The 23,475-nt window shown below is 37.0% G+C and carries 22 protein-coding genes; 13 read left to right on the top strand and 9 right to left on the bottom strand.

The genetic code is table 11. The features are described from left to right. Positions 1-46: 46 nt before the first annotated feature. The 5 genes from AVFI_RS16840 to AVFI_RS16860 all read right to left on the bottom strand — a co-directional run bounded on the left by AVFI_RS16840 (position 47) and on the right by AVFI_RS16860 (position 7,391). Positions 47-538: a VOC family protein gene (locus AVFI_RS16840; RefSeq protein ID WP_054776165.1), complete on the bottom strand. Its 492-nt coding sequence runs from the start codon at positions 536-538 to the stop codon at positions 47-49. Positions 539-649: 111 nt separating this feature from the next. Then, positions 650-2,023 carry a tyrosine-type recombinase/integrase gene (locus AVFI_RS16845; RefSeq protein WP_199414914.1) on the bottom strand — a complete coding sequence of 458 codons (1,374 nt, stop codon included), beginning with the start codon at positions 2,021-2,023 and terminating at the stop codon, positions 650-652. Next, entirely contained in the window at positions 2,010-2,588 is a 579-nt protein-coding gene (locus AVFI_RS16850) for a hypothetical protein (protein ID WP_236782100.1), read from the bottom strand. Before AVFI_RS16850 ends, AVFI_RS16845 begins: the two co-directional genes overlap by 14 nt. Positions 2,589-2,598: 10 nt before the next feature. Beyond that, entirely contained in the window at positions 2,599-5,043 is a 2,445-nt protein-coding gene (locus AVFI_RS16855; protein ID WP_188863960.1) for an integrase, read from the bottom strand. After that, entirely contained in the window at positions 5,037-7,391 is a 2,355-nt protein-coding gene (locus tag AVFI_RS16860) for a hypothetical protein (protein WP_252653949.1), read from the bottom strand. The genes AVFI_RS16855 and AVFI_RS16860 overlap by 7 nt, the downstream gene beginning before the upstream one ends. Positions 7,392-7,522: 131 nt before the next feature. On the opposite strand from AVFI_RS16860, the gene AVFI_RS16865 reads away from it, so the two are divergent. Then, entirely contained in the window at positions 7,523-7,984 is a 462-nt protein-coding gene (locus tag AVFI_RS16865) for a VOC family protein (protein ID WP_188863639.1), read from the top strand. A 224-nt stretch (positions 7,985-8,208) separates the two neighbouring features. Then, positions 8,209-8,613, top strand: coding sequence for a hypothetical protein (locus AVFI_RS16870; protein WP_012535576.1), 405 nt, complete (start codon positions 8,209-8,211; stop codon positions 8,611-8,613). Between the two features lie 66 nt (positions 8,614-8,679). Here AVFI_RS16870 and AVFI_RS16875 read toward each other — a convergent pair whose 3' ends face one another. Continuing rightward, positions 8,680-9,798 (bottom strand): multidrug effflux MFS transporter, encoded by a 1,119-nt coding sequence (locus tag AVFI_RS16875; RefSeq protein WP_188863640.1) that lies wholly within the window; start codon positions 9,796-9,798, stop codon positions 8,680-8,682. Between the two features lie 98 nt (positions 9,799-9,896). Between AVFI_RS16875 and AVFI_RS16880 the strand changes: the two genes are divergently transcribed. From AVFI_RS16880 to AVFI_RS16920, 9 genes are all read left to right on the top strand, one after another. After that, the gene (locus AVFI_RS16880; RefSeq protein WP_065596286.1) at positions 9,897-10,679 is read left to right on the top strand and encodes an AraC family transcriptional regulator; all 783 of its coding nucleotides are present in this window, start codon (positions 9,897-9,899) and stop codon (positions 10,677-10,679) included. 97 nt (positions 10,680-10,776) lie between these two features. Beyond that, on the top strand, positions 10,777-12,372 hold the full coding sequence (locus AVFI_RS16885; protein WP_005423173.1) for an ABC-F family ATPase: 1,596 nt from the start codon (positions 10,777-10,779) through the stop codon (positions 12,370-12,372). 293 nt (positions 12,373-12,665) lie between these two features. After that, entirely contained in the window at positions 12,666-14,276 is a 1,611-nt protein-coding gene (locus AVFI_RS16890) for a PTS transporter subunit EIIC (protein ID WP_054775729.1), read from the top strand. A gap of 193 nt (positions 14,277-14,469) precedes the next feature. After that, the gene (locus AVFI_RS16895; protein ID WP_017018802.1) at positions 14,470-15,231 is read left to right on the top strand and encodes a DUF3450 domain-containing protein; all 762 of its coding nucleotides are present in this window, start codon (positions 14,470-14,472) and stop codon (positions 15,229-15,231) included. Between the two features lies 1 nt (position 15,232). Then, positions 15,233-16,585 (top strand): MotA/TolQ/ExbB proton channel family protein, encoded by a 1,353-nt coding sequence (locus AVFI_RS16900; RefSeq protein ID WP_054775730.1) that lies wholly within the window; start codon positions 15,233-15,235, stop codon positions 16,583-16,585. Beyond that, positions 16,585-17,118, top strand: coding sequence for a MotA/TolQ/ExbB proton channel family protein (locus tag AVFI_RS16905; RefSeq protein ID WP_054775731.1), 534 nt, complete (start codon positions 16,585-16,587; stop codon positions 17,116-17,118). Before AVFI_RS16900 ends, AVFI_RS16905 begins: the two co-directional genes overlap by 1 nt. Next, a complete protein-coding gene (locus AVFI_RS16910; RefSeq protein ID WP_054775732.1) occupies positions 17,115-17,519 on the top strand; it encodes an ExbD/TolR family protein in 405 nt (134 codons plus the stop codon). The genes AVFI_RS16905 and AVFI_RS16910 overlap by 4 nt, the downstream gene beginning before the upstream one ends. After that, complete coding sequence (locus AVFI_RS16915; protein ID WP_065603669.1) at positions 17,519-18,139, top strand: energy transducer TonB; 621 nt, start codon at positions 17,519-17,521, stop codon at positions 18,137-18,139. Before AVFI_RS16910 ends, AVFI_RS16915 begins: the two co-directional genes overlap by 1 nt. Further along, a complete protein-coding gene (locus AVFI_RS16920; protein ID WP_188863642.1) occupies positions 18,136-19,308 on the top strand; it encodes a tetratricopeptide repeat protein in 1,173 nt (390 codons plus the stop codon). The genes AVFI_RS16915 and AVFI_RS16920 overlap by 4 nt, the downstream gene beginning before the upstream one ends. Positions 19,309-19,365: 57 nt before the next feature. On the opposite strand, the gene AVFI_RS16925 is transcribed toward AVFI_RS16920, so the two are convergent. After that, a complete protein-coding gene (locus AVFI_RS16925; protein WP_065603673.1) occupies positions 19,366-20,112 on the bottom strand; it encodes a phosphatase in 747 nt (248 codons plus the stop codon). Between the two features lie 143 nt (positions 20,113-20,255). Here AVFI_RS16925 and AVFI_RS16930 point away from each other — a divergent pair, with 143 nt between their 5' ends. Beyond that, entirely contained in the window at positions 20,256-20,435 is a 180-nt protein-coding gene (locus tag AVFI_RS16930) for a hypothetical protein (RefSeq protein ID WP_005423162.1), read from the top strand. A gap of 32 nt (positions 20,436-20,467) precedes the next feature. Here AVFI_RS16930 and AVFI_RS16935 read toward each other — a convergent pair whose 3' ends face one another. Both AVFI_RS16935 and AVFI_RS16940 read right to left on the bottom strand, forming a co-directional pair. Continuing rightward, positions 20,468-21,088 (bottom strand): LysE family translocator, encoded by a 621-nt coding sequence (locus tag AVFI_RS16935; protein WP_005423161.1) that lies wholly within the window; start codon positions 21,086-21,088, stop codon positions 20,468-20,470. 94 nt (positions 21,089-21,182) lie between these two features. Continuing rightward, positions 21,183-22,055 (bottom strand): LysR family transcriptional regulator, encoded by an 873-nt coding sequence (locus AVFI_RS16940; RefSeq protein WP_017018793.1) that lies wholly within the window; start codon positions 22,053-22,055, stop codon positions 21,183-21,185. Positions 22,056-22,133: 78 nt separating this feature from the next. On the opposite strand from AVFI_RS16940, the gene AVFI_RS16945 reads away from it, so the two are divergent. Further along, positions 22,134-23,336, top strand: a complete 1,203-nt coding sequence (locus AVFI_RS16945; RefSeq protein ID WP_188863643.1) for a multidrug effflux MFS transporter — start codon at positions 22,134-22,136, stop codon at positions 23,334-23,336. Positions 23,337-23,475 lie beyond the last annotated feature (139 nt).

Consider the following 23,475-nt stretch of genomic DNA (forward strand, 5'->3'; position numbering starts at 1 on the left):
GCAGTATTGCTAACAACGAGTAATACTGCTTTTATGACTCTATTTATTACTCATAATCTGACGCATATGTATCTTCGTAAGAGTGTGAGTAAAATTCAAATAAGTTGCCAAATGGGTCTTCTAGGTAAACCATTTGTGCTTGCTTTGAATCGTCTTCTGGATGGTATCGCATGATATCCATACGAACCTTACCTCCGAACTCTTCAACACGTTTAATAGCTGAATCAAATTGCTCTTTTGGCAGTTGTAAACAGAAATGGAAAATGCCTAGACGAGAGAAATCAACTTCATGACGTTCTTGGCGATCTTTCATTTCAAATAACTCAACACCAATACCATCAGTTGTTACAAGATGAGCAATGTTAAAACCTTTAAAGCCTTCACCGAATACCGCGATACACATGCGGCCAATCGCACTTTCACGCTCTTCAATAACCTTGGTATTGTTCATTACAATGCGAAGACCTAAAGCTTTAGTGTAGAACTCTACTGCTTTATCCATATTTCCGACCATTAGGCCAACATGATTCATTTTCATTACTTTCTCCAAATATTTATGTAATTGTTTTGATGTGAGAAGTATAGGTAAATAATCCTGAAATTAATAATTATCAATAATTATATTTTTGATAACAAAAAATTATAAAGCTTAGTGTTTCATGGGTTTTTCTTCAGTGCATTTCTTAATATCGGATTTAAATGCATTTAATAAACTTTTGATCTCAATAAGAGCTGCAGTAGTTTTTAATTCCTTTTTGAGTATCTGTTCTTCTAATACTGCAATCTGACGCTCCATCAACTTTACACTACTTGATAGCGATACTGCGTTATAAACAGTCGTATAGCCATTTAAATCAGCGAACACTAAGTCTATATAAGTATCTAATGAATTTAAGTTAGTGTGGCCTGTCCATTGCTGCAATTGTTGCTTAAAGGTAGCAGTGTGTAATAAGCGCCTTCTGAAATCATCTTTATTGTTTATTTCAGCATCAGTGAGAATTAGTTCTTTGAGTTTATCAGTGACAAATGCATGTCTCCACAAATGAGGGCTGATGGCTCCTTCTATCCCTAATTCTTTCTGCCAGTTGTTTATGTAGGTTGTCCAAGAGCCTGCTGCAATCGGTTTGCCTGTTGTTAAGCTGATAAAAAGAAAGTCATGTTTAACCTTCTTTTTCTTCATGATTTTTTTTCTAACTTTTCCGTAATCACTAATACTTGCTAGTAAAATATTGGGGACTGGGACATAACGCGTAGTTTTGTCATCCTGTCGCTTCAAGGTAATTAATTTAAGTGAACCCGTTCGCCTAGCTTCCTCATAGTCACTCCACTTCATTAAACTCAATTCTTCAACACGAGCTCCAGTTTGTTCCATGGTTGTATAAAGCGCCATATCACGCTTGCGTTTGTCTTTTGATGTTTGAAGCTTGATATATTGCCAAATTTTTATGGCATCCTCTTCTGATACTGGATGGCGTTTCTTTTTTGCATCTGGAGTAGGAAAAGCAGAATGAGTGTACTTTACCCCTTCACTAAAACCTTTGTATCCCTCAGGTTTACGTTTGTAGTTTTTTTTCAATATTCGAATCGAGTTGCTTTTATCTGTTCCAATAAAATTACTTAGGTCATGGAATGACTGCACAAAAAGCAAAAAATCGATACAACTATGGGCTATGGTAATCACCGTGTTATTCGACTTTTTCAGCTCACCGTTAGCTTTACGTTCTACCTGTAGCCCCTGAATAAACAGCCTAAAGGTTGAATCATTAAGTTGGCTGAATTTAGTGATGCTAGGTTGATTCTCAACAAAACGAACCAAGGTATTAATGTTGTGCGCTTTACTACGAAGAGTGCCTTGCTTTTTGTTTGTCACAACCAAATAGTGAATGTAAGCATTTGCCTCAACACACGGTAGATGGTTGCTGTAAGTTATAAAAGGGATGTTGATGGGCTTGCGAAATTGAAGTTTCTTGTCAAACCCAATATGAGTCCATTGTTTATGGTTATTTAGCTTATGTAGTGGCATCTAGAAACCTTGTAAATTCAGTTATAAACTTATTAAAATCATCAGATTGTTGTGCGTGACTGAGTTTCACTTCGAGTCTTGCGTTTACTTCTTTGTACAATTCGATACGCTGGTCAAGAGTACCGTTGTGCACTGCCAATGTTTTAGCTTGAGAGTGAAGTTCATCAACTACTGTTGTTAAATTAAAGCAAGCAAAGCGCATTGCAATTAGCTGCTCTTCCAACTCATCTATTTTTAGTTTTAAACCTGTTATAGATTGCTTGTTTGGTTTTCCTGTTTTTTCTGAATGCAGAGCAGCTTCTATAGCAGCCTTAGCGTTAATTCTTAACTTATCCAGACCTAAAAAACCTCTATCCAAAAGAGCTTCAGAGACGCTTTTTACGGTATTCAGCGAACATGAGAATATTTGTCTATCTGGGTTTTCAAGTTTCGCTATAGCTGCTTGAGATTTCAGTGCCTTATATAGCTCAGCATCGCCTTTATAGCCATGAGGATCTTTGATAATTTCGAGTAGAAGCTTTTCGGTTTCAAATACCTTAGTTTGGTTTTTTTCTTTTGCTTTCATTGAGAATCCCCTAATCAAGGTCTTTTATTTTTAGTATTAAGTTAAATGTTCGTACTTCGTCACCATTAGCTTCAGTAATCGTAAAAAACTCTGGCTCTAATGTGATCGAACCTACTTCAAGCATATCTATGATTTCATTTTCGATGGCTTGTTCTTTCTGTATTTGACTGATATGCGGTATGGTTTTATAGGATTCATCCTTATAGTATTCACTGGCATCACTCAAAGTACTGAGCTCTACAGCTTTAGCTTCGTTGCCTAACACACGCCTTGCAATGACTTTACGCAATTCTTCAATTTCGATGGTATTGTGAAGTTCGGATGAAGGGTCAATTATGCTGCGAGTTATGGTTGTGGCTTTAACACCTGTAAGAACTACACCTGACTCTGATTCTGAAATATAGTGATATAAGTGCTCTATGTCTGAATGAGCGAGCATCCAACGTAAAGACTCCATTCCTTTAAAGCGCTTAGACCAGAAAAAAACCATTGCAAAAAATCGTCTAAGTTGATGTTGGCGTACATAGTTACGGCGATATTCACCTGTGTCATATTGCACCAAAGGTGTTTCAAAGTAGTCACATACAGCATTAAGGTGGTTATTAAAGCTTCGGTAGTTCAAACTACTGAACCTACAAGTCCTCGAAGTTAAACAATTAAATAGAGATAGGGGACCGTTGTTTAATTTTCGTCGAATGACTTCAATGTTGAACTGCTCTAGTTGCCAAATCAGTTTTGCGATAGACCGTGGTATTGGTCTCTTTGCTGTTTCATTTCTTCCTTTGTTTCCACCAATCCCTGTCTTTTTAATATTGAACTTTAAGCTGTAGTTGGATGTTGATCCTTTATCGGTGAATGGATTGATATTGGGTGACAAGTTACCATGAGCTTTAAGTTTTATGAGTTCATCTTGTCTCCTTGCCATAATTACACCCACAAGGATTTGAATAGAGCCTTGCAGAATATCAAATAGATCGAACAGACTCTCGTTAGCCCTGATTCTTTTGTGCCGATCTAGAATATTTATATCAAATACGTGAATTTGCTTAATGCCCTTAGCAAGGTAATCACTGCTCAAAAAATTCATTGCTTCACTATGGAACCAATCTTTACGTTCCGTTGTTGGTAAGTTATCTCGTAGAACTTCGGTAAATTCCTTCACTTTTTTAGCCGATTTAGACCGGTTTTTACGTTTTGCTACCGACTTCGATGCCCCCTTCGTTACGCTTTGTAAAATCTCACTGAGTAGAGATGTTTCATTTGAATTAGTTACGTCATCTTTGGGTAAATGTTCTTTGGTAAACTCGTAACATTGGCGAATTAAATTAAAAACAAACTCAGGAGAAAGTGTGCGTGTCCTTCCTGCCTTTTTCAGCTTAACAAGTTCATTTTGACTCACACTGACTGCGGTTATGTGTTGACCGAGAATATTGGGAGAGCAGGCATTATTTCGTTCAAAGTTGGTATAAATAAAGCGAATAGCATTTATGTAGTCTGAAATTACTTTCTGAGTTAGCTCAGAACTTGTATTTTTATTTGCTATAGCAGCGTATTCTGTCGTGAGTAAATGACCTTTTAAGCTCAACTCAGGGTATGCAGGAAGTACAAAATCGGTTGATAGGATGGTGCCATTGAATAGTAATGAAGCCAAAATAGAGGAATTTCCTTGAAGTCTAGGAGACCCACCCTCGAGCCTGTAGTAACCTTGCTCATAGAGCCACGCACAAGCTTTGGCTTTATCATTTAATGATAGCTTTATTTCATCACTAGCTAGGCTCTTAGATAAATATGGGTATTTTTTTTTGAATTGTTCCGCTTGCTCACTTGTAATGTTTAAGCTTTCTTTGTTTAAAAGTTTCTCGAGATTAATATCAGGTCTATAAATTCCTGAAAAACTTCCTTGGATGGCTATTTGTATAAGGATATTCAGCCAAAAATCATCGTTTACATTGACTAATTGAAACTTTGCAAGCTTTAATGATTTAGAGTGTAGTAATATTGCGTTAACTAAGTGAATGACAGTATTAAACCTTCCATATGCGGTTCTTACGGCAATTAATTTTCCGCCATTTTCTAACGGATTATCGATAGCGACTATCCAATATTTGAAACTATTTAATAGTTTTTTGTGCTTGATGGCTGTTAGTCGCTCGCCATCGTCAAGATAAACAGCACTCCAATTTAACTCCTTTGTTTTAGTATCAAATTTTTTCCTTGTTTTTTGTTCATCACTGGTAAAGTCAATTAACCATACATCATCATCAAAATCAGAAAGTAACCACCAAGGTTTACGGTCATTGTATTCATAAACTCCTGTGTATATATTGGTTAGTTTTTGTAATGCACGATAATCATTGCTGGCAATTGACTCTTGAATCAGTTGCTCTAACTCTTGCGAACCCAAGCTTTCAAAACTCAGCTTTTCATCAAAAATTTTCTCGATAAGTCTTAACATGTTATTGCTCCACGAATTAAGTTAATATCTAATGCGTTTTGATTAGCGTCATGGAGCATTGATGCAAGCTCTGTATCAGAACGATACTGCTCAGTAGAAAGAGAGTTAAGGATAAACACCGCTGACTCGTACCAATCGTTTACAATATCTAAAAATGTATGTTTATTTTCTTCATTTTCTACAATCGCCCTAATTGCTATGAGTAACTGTAATAACGATGTCGAAATTAGAAATGAGATTTCGTCGAAGCTGGACTCTTTTATGCTTCTTTCATCAGTTTGCTCTTGAAGTCTGCAATCAAAGTGAGGAGGCAGATGACCAAGACCATGATTACGAAGAAACTCTTCAATATCTTCAGCCGTCAAATCGGTAGCATCGAGTAGATATGGTGAGTTCTTCATCGCTTCAAGAATAATTGCATTCTGGAATTGACGTATCCAACGATCATTAAAAAAGTCCATGAGTGGTTTGGGGAGGTATGAAGCCAATAATACCAAGTCTTTTTTCTTGTGTCCCAAAGCCTCAGCTACAGCATCCATAGAACAGGTTTCAAGGTAAATCTGAAGGCCTCTATGTTTACGAATTGAGCGTAGAGATATTAATTTGGCGAGCTTTATTGCATTACATGGTGTCATTAAACTACTAGATTCAACTAGTAATGGGTTACTTATCCACTCTAAATATTGCGAAGCATTATTGATAATATTTATAGAGCTGATATGTTTGACCTCTGTTGTCGATGCAGTGAGAAGCATTTTTCTCCAAGCGGCCTTACCACTTGCCTTTAATTGCTTACGAGCAAACGACGTATGCTCAATCAAATACTCGACCACAACTTTTGAACGATCATTTAAAACAACGGATTGCTGGGCAGTGATTATTCCTTTCCTATCTTTGTTGCTCACCGCTATATACTGATTATTCGATTTCTTAAAACCTGCTTGTTTTCCATTTTTATCGTACAGTTCCCATGTTTCTAGCCATGCCGGAGTAATTTCAGGGTGTTCCATTACAAGTAATGTTAATAGGACTGCCAAAGAGGAAGTTGTAGGAAGATTTAATTCTTCCAACAAAATACTATTTTTACCTTGGAAACCTAAAAAATTAATGTAATTACCAAATTTTTTCGGATTAAAACCATGTGTATAAAAAGTTGCTACTGTATTGGCAAGGTTATTCTCACCAACAAAGCCTCGATATTTATGGTCGTTTTTAGTTCCCAAAAGGGGTTTAGCATTGCCTGTTTTGATAAAAATAGCGTTTCGTTTAGTTCTTTCTTTAAATTCTTTAAATTTTGTCATACATATTTGGTGAATGTACGCTAAGTCGTCATCAATCTTTGATTTGATAATTGATATCGCTTCTTCATCGTTAATTTTAATAGGTATATCTACAAACCAACGTTGCTTTTCCTTTTCCGTCGCTTGAGCGCCTACTGAAAATGTTGGAGCGGTATCTTTGGGATATTTCCACTTTGGAACAATAAACGGTTTTATGGGGAGATCAAATATACCAGTATCAATAAAGGATTCAGTATATATCTTTACAATTTTGTGCCAATAAGAAAAAAATGTTTTGGGCTCATTACCTCTCGATAAATGTGAGGCGAACCATACATTCATTATATCGTTGAAGAAGCTTTGAACGTGGCTACGGCTAAGACATTTTTTAATTTCATCGTGATTTGGACATACTAAAACCATCGCTTCAAAAAACGCTTTTATATATATAACATAAGTTTGTAAGCTTCTTTTCTTTTGGGTATGCCCATAGTCAATTAATGCCTTGTGAACTTGCGCCGTAAATTCAACCCCATATGTGGTATAGATAGAATTAAGGTGTAACTCAAATTCAGTACCATCTTTTGAGAGTACTTGCCATCCGTTAAGGTAATTAAGTTTATTTCTATCAACATTCAACTCGTTGAAGCTATTTATACACTTTTGTATATCATCACTGACTTCAAGCCTACTTATTTTCAAGTCATTGAAGTTAAGGTGCTTATCCGCCGCAATTGTTTTGAAAATTTTTTTAAATACACACAGGTATATGTAATTAGTGCTGAGTAAACTTTGATTTTCTTGATATATAAAGCCAACAAATAGTTCAAAGTGTTTGTTGAAATTATCATCACAATTTAATATATCAATTGCGGTATAGCTGTTAGGTTTAGTTAAGAAACAGAATGATGAGTAAATATTCAAAAAAAACTTTTTCTTGTAATTAACAGTGCTAGTTTGGACTATCCGAGCAAAGTAATCATAATATTCAGGTGATAACGCATTACTTAGCAAAGATAGTTCCCTTAAGATACTTGCTCTCATATCTAACCTTTCATTTATTGACATATAATAATCAGATTAGTCGATGTTTGATAGTTGTCAACATGATAGGTTGGTTTTTAAATCTATTAAACCATTGTTATTTAGCTGGTTTTATTGGCTTTGACTAGTTTTTAATATTGGGATTAAAGTACATCATGGTTGGCGATATGGACAAAGCGGTTGAGTTTTACACAAAAGCGCTTGGTCTTGAAGTGGTAATGGGTAACACAAAAGTTGAAGAAGAGCGTGAAACCGCAATTGGCAGAATGTGTATTGCTGTATTTGGTGAAGGCTTTAAAGGCTTCAATATTGCGCACTTATTAACAAAAGACGGCATTGGTTTTGAGTTATTTGAAATGAAAGAGCGTCAAGAACGTCATGAAGTTGATTTCTCTCGAATCGGTATCTTCCATTTTTGTCTTCAAACAGATGACTTTCACGGCGTGATCGCTCGAACTGAAGAGTTTGGCGGTAAAGTACGAATGGATATTATGCGTTACCACCCAGAAGATGATAACAACACATCACAAATGGTGTATTTAGAAGACCCATTTGGCAACTTATTTGAACTTTATTCTCATACATATAAAGAAACGTATTCTGCTGAGTACGAGTAAAATTAAGATGATTAAGGCTTAGACTTCGGTTTAGGCCTTTTTTATGTATTTTTATTAGAAGTATTTGTTGCAATAAAAGCTCAGATAAAAGAGTAGTTGATCGCATTGCAAAGGTTTTGGTGGTTAATTTATACACAATGTTGATTGGTCATCTTATTCTATTTCCATAACCTATAATAATGACAACTGTTTTATATCTTTTATTTACTGGCTAGGGATGAGTCATGTACCAACCGAGAACAATAGAAAGTGATGTGCATTGGATAGATATTGATGGAATTAAAATTTATACAATATCGGCCATAAATAAACCAATTAATATCTCAATGTTTAATAAACGACTTGCCACAGTTAAGTCTCAATCAGAGGTTAATTGGCGAGAAACCGCCGCGTTTGCTATTTATCATGATGGAGAGAATTATAAGTATTTAGTTTTAGCATGGTGGGGAAATGATAATGAATTATTTACGTCTGTATCAGTAAAAATTAAACATAAATGGGTGATTGACCCTAAACAATATTCATTTTGTCTATACGATATGGAAGTGATGTGGAGAGAGCGAAATATCTACATAGAAACTATGGATTGTGAAGTTCCTTCATTAATTGGTTATCGTGTGAGTCGTTGATAAGATATTAAATCTATTCACTAAATTAGATATGCTCGCTCATTTAATGTAAGAGCGAGCATGTTATTATTTTTTAAAAGCCACAAGCAGAGAGGAGATAACTCCACACATCAGTAAAACAATGCCAAGGTGTTGAATCGAACCTGCCAAGCTAAGCCCTGCACCTATCATTAAGTAATACATAAGTCCAAACAGAGCTCCAGCACTGCCTGCTTGTTGTTTATAATCAATTAACGCCACGCTAAGAATATTTGGAATGGCGATACCAAAAGACATAACAACTAAGATCATAGGCAGTAAAAACCAAATTGAATCGATTAAATAAGTCACTAGTATTCCACCTAAAGTCAATAAAAGAGCAGATAGTTGCAATAAACGCAGTAATGAAACTTGTTTAGAAATAAGATACTTATTTAAATAACTCCCTATAAATGTACCTAGACCTAACACGATCCCGCTATAACCAAACTCTTGCGAGGACAGTCCTAATTGCTCGAATTTAAAAGCTCCCAATTGGTAATATGAAAACAAAGCAATATTAAATAAAGCGACAAGGCAACCAGAACGCCAGATATTGATATCTTTTAGCATTTTGAGTCCGAGTTGTTTTAATTCTAGAGGTTGCTTTGTTTTCTGAGTTTCAGGTAAAGCTACAAGATTATATGCAACTAGTACTAGAGCCATAATAAATAAAGCGATAAATACATAATGGTAACCACCGAATTGAGTAAGTTGACCACCGAGTAGCATCCCTAAAACGGGACTAATAGAAATCCCCATTCCCATCAAACTGAATACTTTACTGAGCTCTTTGGTATCAAATGCATCACGTAGCATGGTTTGTGTGATCACTGAGCCGACTGCTATACCAAACGCACTAACAGCACGAGCGATCATCAGATAGGTGAAACTGTCTGTTAGCAACGCAGATAAGGCGGCTAAACTGTAAATGACTAACCCGAGTAGCATGGTGGGTCTGCGACCTAATTTATCCGCTAAAATTCCCCATACCACGACACCCAAAGCAAAAGCTGAAAAGTAAATTGAAATGGTTTGCGAAGCTTGTGAATAAGTTACAGCAAATGAATCTGCTATTGAGCCAAGTGCTGGGCTGTAAATGGTTTCAACGATTTGAGGAAACATCAAAAGAAGTACCATAAGCCAGAGTGAAGGTTTTGTGTTCATTGTGTATCTCGTGTGAATTAACTTGGCAAACAGTATATTTCTAATTACGATTGTTCCATTAACAACATTAAAACCAAAAACAATAAGATTCGGACATTATGGCTATTATTTCAGATGAAACTAAATTTGATGCAGATAAATTGCCCGCAGATGTGATTGGTATTGCTGCTGATGTTGGTCGTCATGATTCAGGGATGCACTATCATCAGAAAGGGCAATTATTGTATGCACCTGAAGGCTGTATGAGTTTTGCTTTATCTCATTCAATGTGTGTTTTGCCACCCACAAAAGCCGTTTGGATACCAGCGAATACACCTCACCGAGCGTTTATGACAAATGTTGTAGCGTACCGATCGTTGTATTTTGATTGTGATAAGTTCCCATGTCCTGAAGACATTGTGATGATCGAGGTGGACGAATTACTTAGAGCGTTAATTAATAAGATGGCAATGTGGCCATGGGATAAACCCAAATCAGAAACGTTACACACAACAGCACTCTTTTGGGAATCTTTTTATGAAGCACATCAACAACCGTTTAGTTTACCTTTGCCTACAGAAAAACGTTTAATCACATTTAGTGAGCAGGTACAGAAACCGGATTTTCTCGCTCCAGATCTGCAAACATTGTCTAAAAAGATAGGAGCAAGCAGTAAAACGATTACTCGATTATTTAAAAAAGAAACTGGAATGTCATATCAGGAATGGAAGCAACAATGGAGAGTGTTAAAATCAATCGAGTTATTATGTGAGAATACGCAAGTAAGTGATGTTGCATTTCAGTTGGATTTTTCATCTGACAGTGCTTTTATTTCCTTCTTTAAAAAGCAAGTAGGGCAGACTCCTCTAGCGTTTATTAAGCAGAAACAGAATAAAAAGTGATGGAAATCACAAATGCTGCTATACTCCCCCTAAATTTGAAAAGCTGGTTTTTGTGCCAGCTTTTTTCTGTCTCATTGATCAATAATTGGAATGTACTGTGCTAACGACTGCTAACATCACAATGCAATTTGGCGATAAGCCACTTTTTGAAAATATTTCTGTTAAGTTTGGTAACGGTAACCGTTACGGTTTAATCGGCGCGAATGGCTGTGGTAAATCTACCTTTATGAAAATCTTGGGTGGAGAGTTGGAGCAATCAGCTGGTACAGTATCAACTGATCCTAATGAGCGTATGGCTAAATTAGGTCAAGATCAGTTCGCATTTGAAGAATACACAGTAATTGACACTGTTATCATGGGTCATAAAGAACTGTGGAAAATCAAAGAAGAACGCGACCGTATCTATTCTTTACCAGAAATGTCTGATGAAGATGGTATGCGTGTTGGTGATTTAGAAACTGAATTCGCTGAAATGGATGGCTACTCTGCTGAAGCTCGTGCAGGTGAACTTCTATTAGGTTTAGGTCTTCCTGAATCACAGCACTTTGGTTTAATGAGTGAGGTTGCTCCTGGTCTTAAAGTTCGTGTTCTTTTAGCACAAGTTCTATTCGCAGAACCAGATATCATGCTTCTTGACGAACCAACGAACAACTTGGACATGCACACTATCGCGTGGTTAGAAGATATCCTTCTTGCTCGTAACTGTACAATGATCATCATCTCGCACGACCGTCATTTCTTAAACTCAGTATGTACGCACATGGCTGACTTAGATTACGGTGAGCTTTGCCTGTTCCCAGGTAACTACGATGAGTACATGACAGCAGCAGAACAAGCTCGTGAACAACTTCAAGCAGATAATGCGAAGAAGAAAGCACAAATTGCTGACTTACAAACGTTCGTAAGCCGTTTCTCTGCAAACGCATCAAAAGCGAAACAAGCAACCTCTCGTCAAAAACAACTGGATAAAATTCAATTAACTGAGATCAAAGCATCAAGCCGTCAATCTCCATTTATCCGTTTTGACCAAGAGAAACCACTTTTCCGTAATGCGTTAGAAGTGGAAGGTTTAAAACAAGGTTACGGCGAAAACATTTTAATCAACGGTGTAAACCTAATGGTTGAAGTGGGTGAGCGTATCGCGATCATCGGTGAGAATGGTATCGGTAAATCAACGTTCTTAAACACGTTAGCTGGTGCAATGGAACCAATGTCAGGCATGATCAAATGGTCTGAAAACAACAATATCGGCTTCTATGCTCAAGATCACGGCCACGACTTTGCAGAAGATCTAAACCTATTAGATTGGATGGGTCAGTGGAAACAAGAAGGCGATGACGAACAAGTGGTTCGTGGCATTCTTGGTCGTATGCTTTTCTCTCAAAACGACATTAAGAAATCAGTTAAAGTGATTTCTGGTGGTGAGCAAGGTCGTATGTTATTTGGTAAGCTGATCATGCAAAAGCCAAACATCCTTCTTATGGATGAACCAACAAACCACATGGATATGGAATCAATTGAAGCATTGAACTTGGCTCTAGAGAACTACAAAGGTACATTAATGTTTGTATCTCATGACCGTCAGTTCGTATCTTCAATTGCAACACGCATCATCGAAATCACAAAAGATGGCGTGAACGATTTCCACGGTACATACGAAGAATACCTAAAGAAACAAGGTCTTAAAGGTTAATTCCTGATTTTCCTTTAATCAAATTAAATGGAAGCGACTCATCGCTTCCATTTTTTTTGTTTTAAATTCGGCATTATAGAAAAATACTCACTTCTCGATTAAATCCGCTCGAAATCACACTTAATTTTCGTTTTATCAAAAATTCATTGAAGTAGATCTACATTACAATTTTTACATCTTGAAGTTAAACTCCATAATGTTATCTTTTGGAGCATAACTTCATAATAATTTATTTAGTGAAATAAAAATCAGATTGTTTATTGGTTAGGTCTATTTGTTAACTGGAGATAAAAATGGAAAACATATTTTCAATGCTACAAAGGATTGGTCGAGCATTTATGCTACCAATAGCAGTGTTGCCGATGGCTGGTATTTTACTGGGAGTCGGTGGGGCGTTTACCAGTGGACCACTGATTGATACATATAATCTAACCTTTTTACAGCCCGGTACTGTGGCTAACCAATTTTTGATTCTTTGTTTCAAAGCCGGTTTGTTTGTTTTTATGAATTTACCGCTCTTATTTGCTGTTGGTGTTGCAATCGGCATGGCAAACAAAAACAAAGAAACAGCTGCAATTTCTGCAGTGATTGGTTTTCTATTATTTCACACCGTTATTGGAACAATATTAGGTTTCCAGGGATTAACGCCTGAAACGACAACGGTCGATGGACTCATTGCTTTGGGATATGACCCAGTAGAAGCAGTAGGCCTGTCATCTCTTTATACGCATGAACTAGGAATGTTTACCTTACAAACAGGGGTGTTTGGTGGGATCATCTGCGGTTTATTAGCCGCATATTTAACGAATAAATTCTCAAATAAACAGTTACCAGATTATTTGGCATTCTTTAGCGGAAACCGTTTAGTTCCAGTAATGACAATGCTTTACTTTATTCCTTTGGCATTTTTGTTTCCGATTATTTGGCCAACTATCTTTAAAAGCATTGTTGCAGCAGGTGAGGCATTCTCCGCAATGGGATACATAGGTACATTCTTCTATGGTTCTGGAATGCGTATTCTTAATGTATTTGGCTTACATCACGCTATTTATCCTCTATTTTGGTATACCGAATTAGGTGGAGTGCAGGAAGTTGCTGGGCAAATGGTTTCTGGTGGTCAGAAAATATTCTTTGCACAACTTGCTGACCCAACAGTAACGCATTTTAGCTCTGAAGCAACTCGAACAATGACGGGTGGCTTTTTACCTATGATGTTTGGTTTGCCTGCTGCAGCTTTTGCTATGTATCGTTGTGCCGATGACAAAAATAAAAAGATGGTTAAAGGCATTTTAATTTCGGCAGCGCTAACGTCGTTTTTAACCGGTATTACTGAGCCATTAGAGTTTACCTTCTTATTTGTTGCTCCTGCATTGTATGCGATTCATGCAGTACTTGAGGGGTTATCTTACATGTTAATGCACATGCTAGATGTGGCGGTAGGTATTACTTTCTCAAGAGGTCTGATTGATTTTACCTTCTTTGGTCTATTACAAGGTACAGAGAAAACGGACTATCAATGGATTCTGATTTTAGGACCAATTTATTCACTGGTTTATTACTTTATCTTTAGCTTTATGATCCGTAAGTTCAATTATTCAACTCCAGGGCGAAATGATGCAGATAATAAACTGCAAACAAGAGACAGTTATAAAAAGAACAAATCATCAGAATTAATTGACGATATCGTGAAGGAACTCGGAGGCATTAACAATATTGAGAGTCTTGATGCATGTATTACTCGTTTGAGAGTCACAGTAAAAGAGACGGATATTGTCGCCTCTGATGAGGTATGGCGATCATTGCAAGCAAAAGGGGTGATCCGCTCTGGTAATGGTGTTCAAATCATTTACGGCACACAAGCGGAGATATATAAGAATCAGATCCTCGATAAGTATAATTTGTAACTGTATTATTTGATTCACTTTTAAAGCGGAAGATCCAATAGGGTCTTCCGTTTTTTGTTTTTAAGTGTTTATTTGTTATTAGGTTAACTACGAGTTTTATCGCATTGCTTAACTGCGTTACGTTACTTTGTTGGGCCGTAACTGATACCATTAAGCTAATTGTATTTATTACTGATTAATAAAGAATTTGATTATGATGAAAAAAGCATTGTTGTTGATAGCAATAACCCACACGGTAGTCGCGAACGCGAGTGATTTAAGCTCGGCTCAAGCAATTCAAAATAAAACAAATACCGAAGCTTCTCAAAGCCAAACGCGTATCAATAAGAGTGCAGATAATACACTGTCATATCAGGCAGATATTGAACAACTAGAAGATGAGTTAAAAAACCTAGATGTTTATCGTAAGCATTTAACCGCATTAGTTGATGATCAGCATCGTGAATTAAAGAATATTAATCAACAAATTTCAGACATTGAGCAAACAAGACAAGGTGTTGTGCCTTTGATGTATAAAATGATCGATGGTTTGAAAAATACGGTTAAAAATGACAAGCCACTTCGTGCAGAACAACGTTATCAGCGTATTGAAAAGTTAGAAACAATGATGACCATTGCGAATGTGAGCGATGCTGAGAAATATCGTCGTATTTTAGAGGCGTATCAAATCGAGCTAGATTATGGGACCAAGCTTGGAGTTTATCAGGGAGAAATTTCTTTTGATAATGGTAAGAAAATTCAAGCAAATATCCTTTATTTAGGCCGCATATCCTTAATTGCGCGTAACTTTAACCAAGATAAATATTGGACTTGGGATCAGAAAGCAAAAGCGTGGATCTTATTAGATTCCTCGTTGAATTCTGAGTTAGATAAAGCTTATGCGGTAGCAAATAAAGAAATCGCCCCAAGTTTGCTTACTTTACCTGTATCACTAAATATTGCGGAGAAGAAATAAAATGAATTATGTAGTAAAACTTCTTTGCATCGGTTTATTAAGTCTTTCGTTTACTGCGAGTGCTCAAAGTGAGTTAACAAAGAGTGCACAGACCCATAATAAAGAACAAGCAACACATAATGCTCAAAGAGAATCTGGTTTTAAATTAACAGAAAAAGAATACTTAGCTCAAAAGAAAGCGCTAGAAGAGCGTAAACGCAAAGTTCAAAATCAAATAGATATGCTAGCGAAAACTTTCAGTAAAAACGAAGGTGAATTAGCTAAACAAGAAGAAAAACTACGCTTAGATACAGGGAGCTTAGGTGAGCTATTTGGCGTGGTTAGACAAGCGGCAAAAGAGTTAGAAAGTGAAAACCAAACCAGTGTTACTGGAGCGGATAGCACGCAATATTCGCAGGCGGTCACAAGCATCGTTGCTGCAAAAACATTACCTACGTTACCTCAGTTAACGGATCTATGGCTAAGTATGGATGAGCAGATCCAAGCAAGTGCTGAATTAAAAGAAACAGAGGTAAAGGTGATTGATGGGGAAGGGAATATCGCTCCACAATTAGCGTACCGTATTGGTTCTATTGGCTTAATCTCTGAACAAGGTTATTTACATTGGGATGGTAAACGTCAAGACGCCACTTATTACAGTAAACAACCTGAAAATGGACCAAGGCTAAACTCTCTATCTGAACTGTCAGAAGGAAATGTCGAGACGATGATTGTCGATCCTTCAAGAGGTTTTATGCTAGATCAATTGGCACTAACGCCAAGTTTATTTGAGAGATTACAAGCAGGTGGTGTCGTTGGTCAGATTATTCTTGCCTTACTTGCTATCGGCTTAATTATTGCGATATTTAGAGGAAGTAAACTTGCTCTTGTACAGCAGCAAATCAAAAAACAGTTAAAGACACCCGAAACCCCTACAAATAATCCATTAGGAAGAATTTTATCTGTTTATGATGAAGAAAAGCATCGTAATGTAGAGTCTCTTGAATTACGACTATTAGAAGCGATAGTCGATGAACAGCAAGGACTTGAAAAAGGTCTTTCAATGCTCAAGCTACTTGCTGCACTAGCACCGATGTTAGGGCTATTAGGAACCGTAACAGGCATGATTGAAACTTTCCAAGTGATTACTCAGTTTGGTAATGGTGATCCTAAAGTGATGGCTGGGGGAATATCCATGGCACTTGTTACTACCGTTCTTGGTTTAGTCGCAGCAATGCCGTTACTATTTGCACACAATATCTTAAGTACTCAAGCTGAAAATATTCGTAGTATTTTAGAAAAACAAGGTATTGGTTTAGTGGCGATTCAAGCTGAAAAACAACAAGCAAAATCGACTGTAGGAAATGAGATCTAATGGCAGTGTCATGGTTACATAATTGGCTTGATACCTTAATGCAGTTTATGGAGCAGGGCGGACAGATTCTGTGGTGGCTTGCTGCTGTTGTCATTGTATGTTGGTTGTTTGTCGTTGAGCGGGTAATTTACTTGTTTTTTTACTTTCCAAAGCGACGTCAATTATGGATCTCGCAATGGCATCAACGTGAAGAGCATGATTCTTGGCATGCTCATGCAATTCGAGATAGTTGGCTAAATCAAGCGCATATAGAACTTAATCAGCATTTGAATTTTATTAAATGGTTAGTGTCAATTTGCCCAATGCTTGGATTATTAGGCACAGTAACAGGAATGATTTCCGTGTTTGATGTGATGGCAACATTAGGCAGTAGCCAGCCTAAGCTAATGGCATCGGGTATTTCTTTAGCGACATTGCCTACAATGGCTGGAATGGTTGCAGCACTAGCTGGCCTATTTGTTCATGCTCGACTTTCAAAGACCTGCCGTTTACGTGAATTAAAACTTGAAAAATCATTAAGGAGTCCGAAATGAGACTCGGAAGACGTGATACAAAAACAGAAGAAGCACAAATCGATCTTACTTCCATGTTAGATATCGTATTTATTATGTTGATCTTTTTCATTGTAACCAGTTCGTTTGTACGTGAATCAGGGGTTGAGGTAAATCGACCAGAAGCATCGAATGTGGTTAGCCAGAAAGACGCAGGCATATTTATTGCGATTAATTCATCAAATGACATTTATATCGATAAGAGGGTAGTAGATGTAGAGCGTGTGCAAGCCACTCTTGAGCATTTGCTATTAGAGCAACCTGAAGCCTCACTAGTGATTCAAGCTGACGAACATGCTTATAACGGAACGGTTGTAAAAGTAATGGATGCTGCAAAAGGTGCTGGTGTTAAGCAAATCGCATTAGCAGCGGAGAAGCGATAATGTTTAGGTTATTAATGGCGTTGCCAATTGCTGTTGCCATTAGTATCGCTTTGTTTTCTTTAATGGCATGGATGGTTGATAATGGTAATCAAGCAAAGCCTGAGGCAAGTGAACAGTTAAGCTTTACCATGATGATGGTTGAACCGGAAAGTGAGATACAGCGTCGCCAACGTTCTGTACCAGAGCAGCCTAAACCATTAGAGCAGCCGCCAGAAGCAAAGCTTTTACAGTCTCAATCTGACGTTTCTTCAGTGATGCCTGTGACACCAATGTCTTCATCTGGCTTAGATACCGCAATAAATGGCTTAAAAATTAGCGCACCAACATTTGGAAGTTTTAAAACAAATCAACAAGCGATGCCTTTGTATCGGGTTGAGCCTAAATATCCAAGCCGTGCTTTAAAACGACGTATTGAAGGCTATGTGATTATGTCATTCTCTATTGATGAGACAGGGAAGCCATTTGCGATTTCTGTACAAGAAGCAAAGCCAAAACGACTATTTGATCGTGATGCGATGCGTGCGTTAAAACAGTGGAAATATCAGCCTAAGTTGGTCGAAGGAAAAGCGATTATTCAGCAAAACCAAACCGTAAGATTGGAGTTTAAATTAGCCGAATGATGAAGAAATTAGTACTAATGAGCATGTTAGTTGCGTGGGCTGTAAATGTACATTCGGCGGGATTAAGCAAATATACAGCCAATAAAGTGCAAAGAGCACAAAGCTTACAACAGCAAGAAAAGTTAAATGAAGCAATAGAAGTGCTTAGTGGTGTCAATACGTCGAAAGCTTATGATAGAGCGTTTGTTGCCCGTATGCTGGGTGTTTTTTATTGGGAAAATAATCAAAAATCGTTAGCGATAAAAAAGTTAGATTACGCGGTATCCAGTGGCGAGTTAAAAGATACTCAAGCATGGGTAACGGAGAGAATGCTTGCAGATCTTTTGTTAATGGATCAACAATATAAAAAAGCACTCCCTCATTATTATCAGTTAGTTAAATCGATTCCTAAGAATGAAAAAGAAAATGAACTTTGGCTTAGAATAGCTCAAATTCATTATCAACTCTCGGAATTTAGCTCTACACTAAAAGCGATTCAGCGATATGAATCTTATCGCCAGCCAGATTCGTTAACGCCTTTATCACTAAAATTTGGCTCTCAAGTTCAATTAAAACAATGGAAATCTGTGATCCCAACTTTAGAGCGACTCATTGTACTTGAACCAGAAAAATTGACATGGTGGCGTCAACTTGTGACTGCACATTTACAGTTACATCAAACAAAACAAGCATTAAGTGTTTTGATATTAGCAGATAGAAAAGGCTTACCCTTACCTGAACAAGATATTATGTTATTAGCTCAGCTATATGCAAAGCAAGGTATTCCAGAGCAGGCTGCTATTACGTTGAAGCGTTTATCAAAAGCAAATACAGATGTTGATTTATTGGTTGAACAAGCCGTGTATTGGCAACAAGCAAAAGAATGGCAGCAATCAATCCTTTATTGGGGGAAAGCAGCTAAAGTTTCTCCACGATATTATTGGCAAGAAGCTCAGTTATTGCTTCAACAAAAAGAGTACCAATTGGCTTTGGCTTCATTAGCTAAGGTGAAGGATCCTAAGAGAAAACAAGCGGTTTTACTAGCACAAGCAAAAGCATATTATAAGTTGAATCGTATCGAAGAAAGCTTAATTAAGGCGAAAAAAGCCAATGATATTACCAGTACAAATGAAACAAAAGGCTGGGTTAATTATCTATCAAATCTAAGAAAAGTGAGTGAAGATTCTTAGTATGCTAAATTAAGTTTAAGTCAGGAAAGTGCTAATACACTTTCCTGATTAATTTATTTAAACCATTAATTTTTTAAATTCTTCAATCGGAGCTCTTCCTCTAAGCGCCAAGAAGTCTAAAAATTGTTTAGGTGTATGGGTAATCACTTTATCCAGTGGAAAATCAATATCATCAATAAGTTGTTCAACTTTACTAAATTTACCAATGTCCTCACAGAAGTGCGCATCACTGCCCGTTGTTACGTATGCACCTAGTTTTTTTGCGACTTTAGCTATTTCATAACAGCGATCAATACTTCCAATTCTAGTTTCACCTTTTAGTGAGGTGTTATTTAGCTCTATAGCAACATTATATTCTGCTGCACAAGCAATAACGGCCTCAAAATCGAAATCAAAATTTGGATTTCCTAAATGTCCCAGAGCATCTACTCGATTTGAACGTATTACTTTGATCAATGCTTGAGTGTGTACTAGGCTATCTTTAGATGGAAATACAGGCTCATGAAAGCTAGCAATAACCCAATCGAGATGAGAATCAACCGAAGGTGGAATATCGATTTCACCATCATTGCAAATATTCGCTTCACAGCCACGAACGATCGCAACGTTATGTATAAATCTAGGAAGAACACGTTGGTTATTAAAAAACCAGTAATGGGGTGCGCCAGGCATGGAAGAGGTATGGTCGGTTGTACAGAACATAGGTAGACCGAGTTGCGATGCAGCAAATGCATTTTCTATTATTGTACTGTATGCGTGGCCACTAGCATAAGTATGGGTGTGTGTATCTACTTGAATGCGCATTTGTTTCCTCCATATAACAATAGTGCGATCAGTTTAACTTATTTTTGCAACTTTTATCTTTTACATTTGTCTGACAATGTGTAGGAAAAAGGAAACTACTATTAATATTGTCAATGATTAACGAAAAATGAATGGGAATATTTATGAATCATCAAGAAAGCGTAAAAATTGAATTGAACAGTTTAAGTATACAACAACTGCGCAATCTTCAGTCAATGGTAAGTCAAAAACTGAAAGAAAAAACGGCAGATAGTGAACGAGTAGATAATGCAATTCTTACTGATGAAGAATTGGATATGCTAGCTCTAGTGATGAAGAACTAGCATCGATTTGTATTATTGAGTGTAAATCAAACTTAGCTCATGAATAACCATACTGAAACACCAATCATCAAGCTACCGGCAATTCTATTCATGATTTTGACGTTATTTGATTGTCCAAGAACACGCTTTAACCCTTTCCCGCCAACCGCATAAAGTGTCATACACAGAAATTCACACATCAAGATAATTGAGACCAAAGCCAGTAATTGTGGTGCAATTGCATGATTGCCATCAATAAACGGTGGTAATAAAGATATCATAAATGCCCAACCTTTCGGATTTGCAATCGCTGTAACAAACCCCTGAACAACTAAATCCCAATCTTTACCTTTCACGACTTCGGTTTGCTCACCTGACATGGCGAGTTTCCCCTTAGAGCGCCACATTTGTATACCTATATAGGCTAGATAACTCGCTCCAATGGCTTTAAAAATTGTAAATAACCACGGATAATTCAGCATAATTGCAGCAACGCCTAATACGGCAGATACAGCAACAAGTGCTACACCAATCAGTTCTCCAATCATCATCCAAAGTGTACGTTTATATCCAATACTCATTCCAAGGCTTAGTGCTAAGGTCATACACATACCTGGAGTTACAGATACAAAAAAGAAAGTGGGGATGAACGCCCAAAGAATTGCCGTATTCATTTACTTACAACTTAATCAACAAAGATAGAGGCACAGAGTACGGAATTTATAATCTAATGCAATACATCCTTCTGGTTAATAATGTGATGCAAGTTCAACTTAATTTAGTTTTTAGATATTTAATGAATAATTGAGTTCTTGTGTGCTCATAATCTAAAGTAGGGTAATACGCATTTACTCTAGTATGGTCGGCCGTAATGTCTGGAAGAATAGGAACTAATGCACCAGATTGAAGATCATCTATAACCATTTGCTGGCTGGTTAATAATATCCCCATACCTCGCTTTGCTGCATGAAATAATGCTTCAGGGTTGGTGGTTGCAAAGTTACCACGTAACGTAACTCTTTTATTGTTAGCTAACTTAATTTCCCTTATTGGTCGTTCACCCCAAATGAGCATATTGTGTTTCTTTAGTTCATTAATGTTACTTGGTGTCCCATATTTATCGAGATAATCTTTAGAAGCGAAAAAACCAGAGTGATGCTCAAATAAATGCGTAGCTTTGTAGCTAAACGTATTGAGTTGCTCTAACTCACGGCTGATAAACACATCGACATTATGCTCAGGAACTTGTCCTGGAAGAGTCGTAATTAGTTGAACTTTGATTTTTGGATAAGTGGCTAAGAATTCATCAAGATATTTAATGATAAATTTGGATCCAACTGCAAGTGTTGCGCCGATCTTTAATAGTCCTGCAGGAGTTTGGTTTATGGCACGTGTTTCATCAACTAGGTGTTGCCATTGATCTAACTGTAATCTTGCTCGTTGATAAAAAAGCAGCCCTGCTTCTGTTTGATGAACAGAACGTGTGGTTCGTGTTAAGAGTTGAACTCCAACACGCTCTTCAAGCCAATTAATACGTTTACTAATTGCTGAACCCGAAGTATTTAGTTGGTAGGCCGCTGCATTAAAACTGCCTTCTTCAACGACTTTGATATAGCTTTTAACGCTCTCAATCCAATCCATAATTCAGTCCTGTTAGGAATTAATGTGATTCCTATATAGTCTATTATCATTTATATAGGGTCAATGTAAACTAACACTATGAATAAAAATAATACGAATACATTGTCACCAAGCCGATTAAATAAAACACCTTTGCTTTTAGCTATGATGATCATCGCTACGGGGCAAGTCGGTGTAAGTATCTATTTGCCTTCTTTACCACTTATTAGTCAAGAACTGGGTATATCTTCTGCTGATGTTCAGTTACTTGTGACGTTATTTTTGGTCGGATTTGGTGGTTCACAGCTATTTTATGGCCCATTATCTGATGCGTTAGGAAGACGTCCTATTTTTATATTAGGTCAGGGCGTGTATTTAGTTGGTACGTTACTTTGCTTCACAATGACCGATAATTTTACGGCATTAGTCTTAGGTCGCTTATTACAAGGGTTGGGTGCTGGTAGTGCATCTGTATTAGGGCGGAGTGTTTTACGAGATAGTTATAGTGGTTACCACCTAACTAAAGCTATGTCTTACATATCGATTACTGCATCTATTTTACCTATTCTTGCTCCTGTTATTGGAGGATGGATTGCATGGCACTTTAGTTGGCAATGGGTTTTTGGCTTTGTACTTATTTATCTAATTTCAATATTAGTAATCGGTTATTTTATTTTGCCTGAAACGTTACCTTATGCGCCTCAAAAGTTCAGTATTACTCAGACGTTACGAGATTACGCTGCATTAATTAGAAACCCTCAAATTATCTCTAGTGCAGGTTTAAATTGGGTAAGTTATCTCGCAAGTTTGGTTTCCGTTTCTCTTTTGCCATTTTTACTACAAGACGGCTTTGGATTAACCGCAGCAGAATATGGTCAAACCATGATCATCCCATCTGCTGGGCTTATGATGGGAAGCTTTTTGCTTAATAGTTTAAATAAACGATGGTCGATAAATCAATTAATGAGCTTAGCGTTAGTGATTATGACTATCTCGGGTTTATGGTTACTTTTCGCTTCAACGTCCATTTTTTCACTGGTTTTTGCGTTTACTTTACTTGCAATAGCACAAGGGATCAGCTTTCCATTATCTATCAATTTATTACTTGCCCCCCATACACATAAAGTAGGAACTATCTCCGCGCTATCAGGCTCAGTTCAAATGTGTCTTTCCGGTCTTTTAGGTGGCTATTTAGTAAAAAACTGGGTAACGGACCAAGTAAATTTAGGCATATTTTATTTAGTGATAACAATAAGTATGTTATTGGTCTTATTGTGGAATAAGCAGACTCAGCCAAAATAAATACCTTTTAAATTATAATGTTAGCGTTAATTTAGTGAAGGATGTTGTTATTTTATCTTTAGGTTGGCTCTGCTTGGTGTTAATGACTAAATAAATTAATAATATTGAATTTATATCTTAATTTTATATATTTGAGTAA

Source organism: Aliivibrio fischeri ATCC 7744 = JCM 18803 = DSM 507, assembly GCF_023983475.1.
Taxonomy (GTDB): Bacteria; Pseudomonadota; Gammaproteobacteria; order Enterobacterales; family Vibrionaceae; genus Aliivibrio; species Aliivibrio fischeri.

What these genes read in the sequence shown, in the direction of transcription:
- AVFI_RS16895 (WP_017018802.1), top strand. Translation starts at nt 14,470, where the DNA reads ATGATGAAAAAAGCATTGTTGTTGATAGCAATAACCCACACGGTAGTC.
- AVFI_RS16915 (WP_065603669.1), top strand. Translation starts at nt 17,519, where the DNA reads ATGTTTAGGTTATTAATGGCGTTGCCAATTGCTGTTGCCATTAGTATC.
- AVFI_RS16870 (WP_012535576.1), top strand. Translation starts at nt 8,209, where the DNA reads ATGTACCAACCGAGAACAATAGAAAGTGATGTGCATTGGATAGATATT.
- AVFI_RS16935 (WP_005423161.1), bottom strand. Translation starts at nt 21,088, where the DNA reads ATGAATACGGCAATTCTTTGGGCGTTCATCCCCACTTTCTTTTTTGTA.
- AVFI_RS16910 (WP_054775732.1), top strand. Translation starts at nt 17,115, where the DNA reads ATGAGACTCGGAAGACGTGATACAAAAACAGAAGAAGCACAAATCGAT.
- AVFI_RS16900 (WP_054775730.1), top strand. Translation starts at nt 15,233, where the DNA reads ATGAATTATGTAGTAAAACTTCTTTGCATCGGTTTATTAAGTCTTTCG.
- AVFI_RS16890 (WP_054775729.1), top strand. Translation starts at nt 12,666, where the DNA reads ATGGAAAACATATTTTCAATGCTACAAAGGATTGGTCGAGCATTTATG.
- AVFI_RS16940 (WP_017018793.1), bottom strand. Translation starts at nt 22,055, where the DNA reads ATGGATTGGATTGAGAGCGTTAAAAGCTATATCAAAGTCGTTGAAGAA.
- AVFI_RS16905 (WP_054775731.1), top strand. Translation starts at nt 16,585, where the DNA reads ATGGCAGTGTCATGGTTACATAATTGGCTTGATACCTTAATGCAGTTT.
- AVFI_RS16860 (WP_252653949.1), bottom strand. Translation starts at nt 7,391, where the DNA reads ATGTCAATAAATGAAAGGTTAGATATGAGAGCAAGTATCTTAAGGGAA.
- AVFI_RS16920 (WP_188863642.1), top strand. Translation starts at nt 18,136, where the DNA reads ATGATGAAGAAATTAGTACTAATGAGCATGTTAGTTGCGTGGGCTGTA.
- AVFI_RS16850 (WP_236782100.1), bottom strand. Translation starts at nt 2,588, where the DNA reads ATGAAAGCAAAAGAAAAAAACCAAACTAAGGTATTTGAAACCGAAAAG.
- AVFI_RS16855 (WP_188863960.1), bottom strand. Translation starts at nt 5,043, where the DNA reads ATGTTAAGACTTATCGAGAAAATTTTTGATGAAAAGCTGAGTTTTGAA.
- AVFI_RS16875 (WP_188863640.1), bottom strand. Translation starts at nt 9,798, where the DNA reads ATGAACACAAAACCTTCACTCTGGCTTATGGTACTTCTTTTGATGTTT.
- AVFI_RS16880 (WP_065596286.1), top strand. Translation starts at nt 9,897, where the DNA reads ATGGCTATTATTTCAGATGAAACTAAATTTGATGCAGATAAATTGCCC.
- AVFI_RS16840 (WP_054776165.1), bottom strand. Translation starts at nt 538, where the DNA reads ATGAAAATGAATCATGTTGGCCTAATGGTCGGAAATATGGATAAAGCA.
- AVFI_RS16945 (WP_188863643.1), top strand. Translation starts at nt 22,134, where the DNA reads ATGAATAAAAATAATACGAATACATTGTCACCAAGCCGATTAAATAAA.
- AVFI_RS16925 (WP_065603673.1), bottom strand. Translation starts at nt 20,112, where the DNA reads ATGCGCATTCAAGTAGATACACACACCCATACTTATGCTAGTGGCCAC.
- AVFI_RS16865 (WP_188863639.1), top strand. Translation starts at nt 7,523, where the DNA reads ATGGTTGGCGATATGGACAAAGCGGTTGAGTTTTACACAAAAGCGCTT.
- AVFI_RS16845 (WP_199414914.1), bottom strand. Translation starts at nt 2,023, where the DNA reads ATGCCACTACATAAGCTAAATAACCATAAACAATGGACTCATATTGGG.
- AVFI_RS16930 (WP_005423162.1), top strand. Translation starts at nt 20,256, where the DNA reads ATGAATCATCAAGAAAGCGTAAAAATTGAATTGAACAGTTTAAGTATA.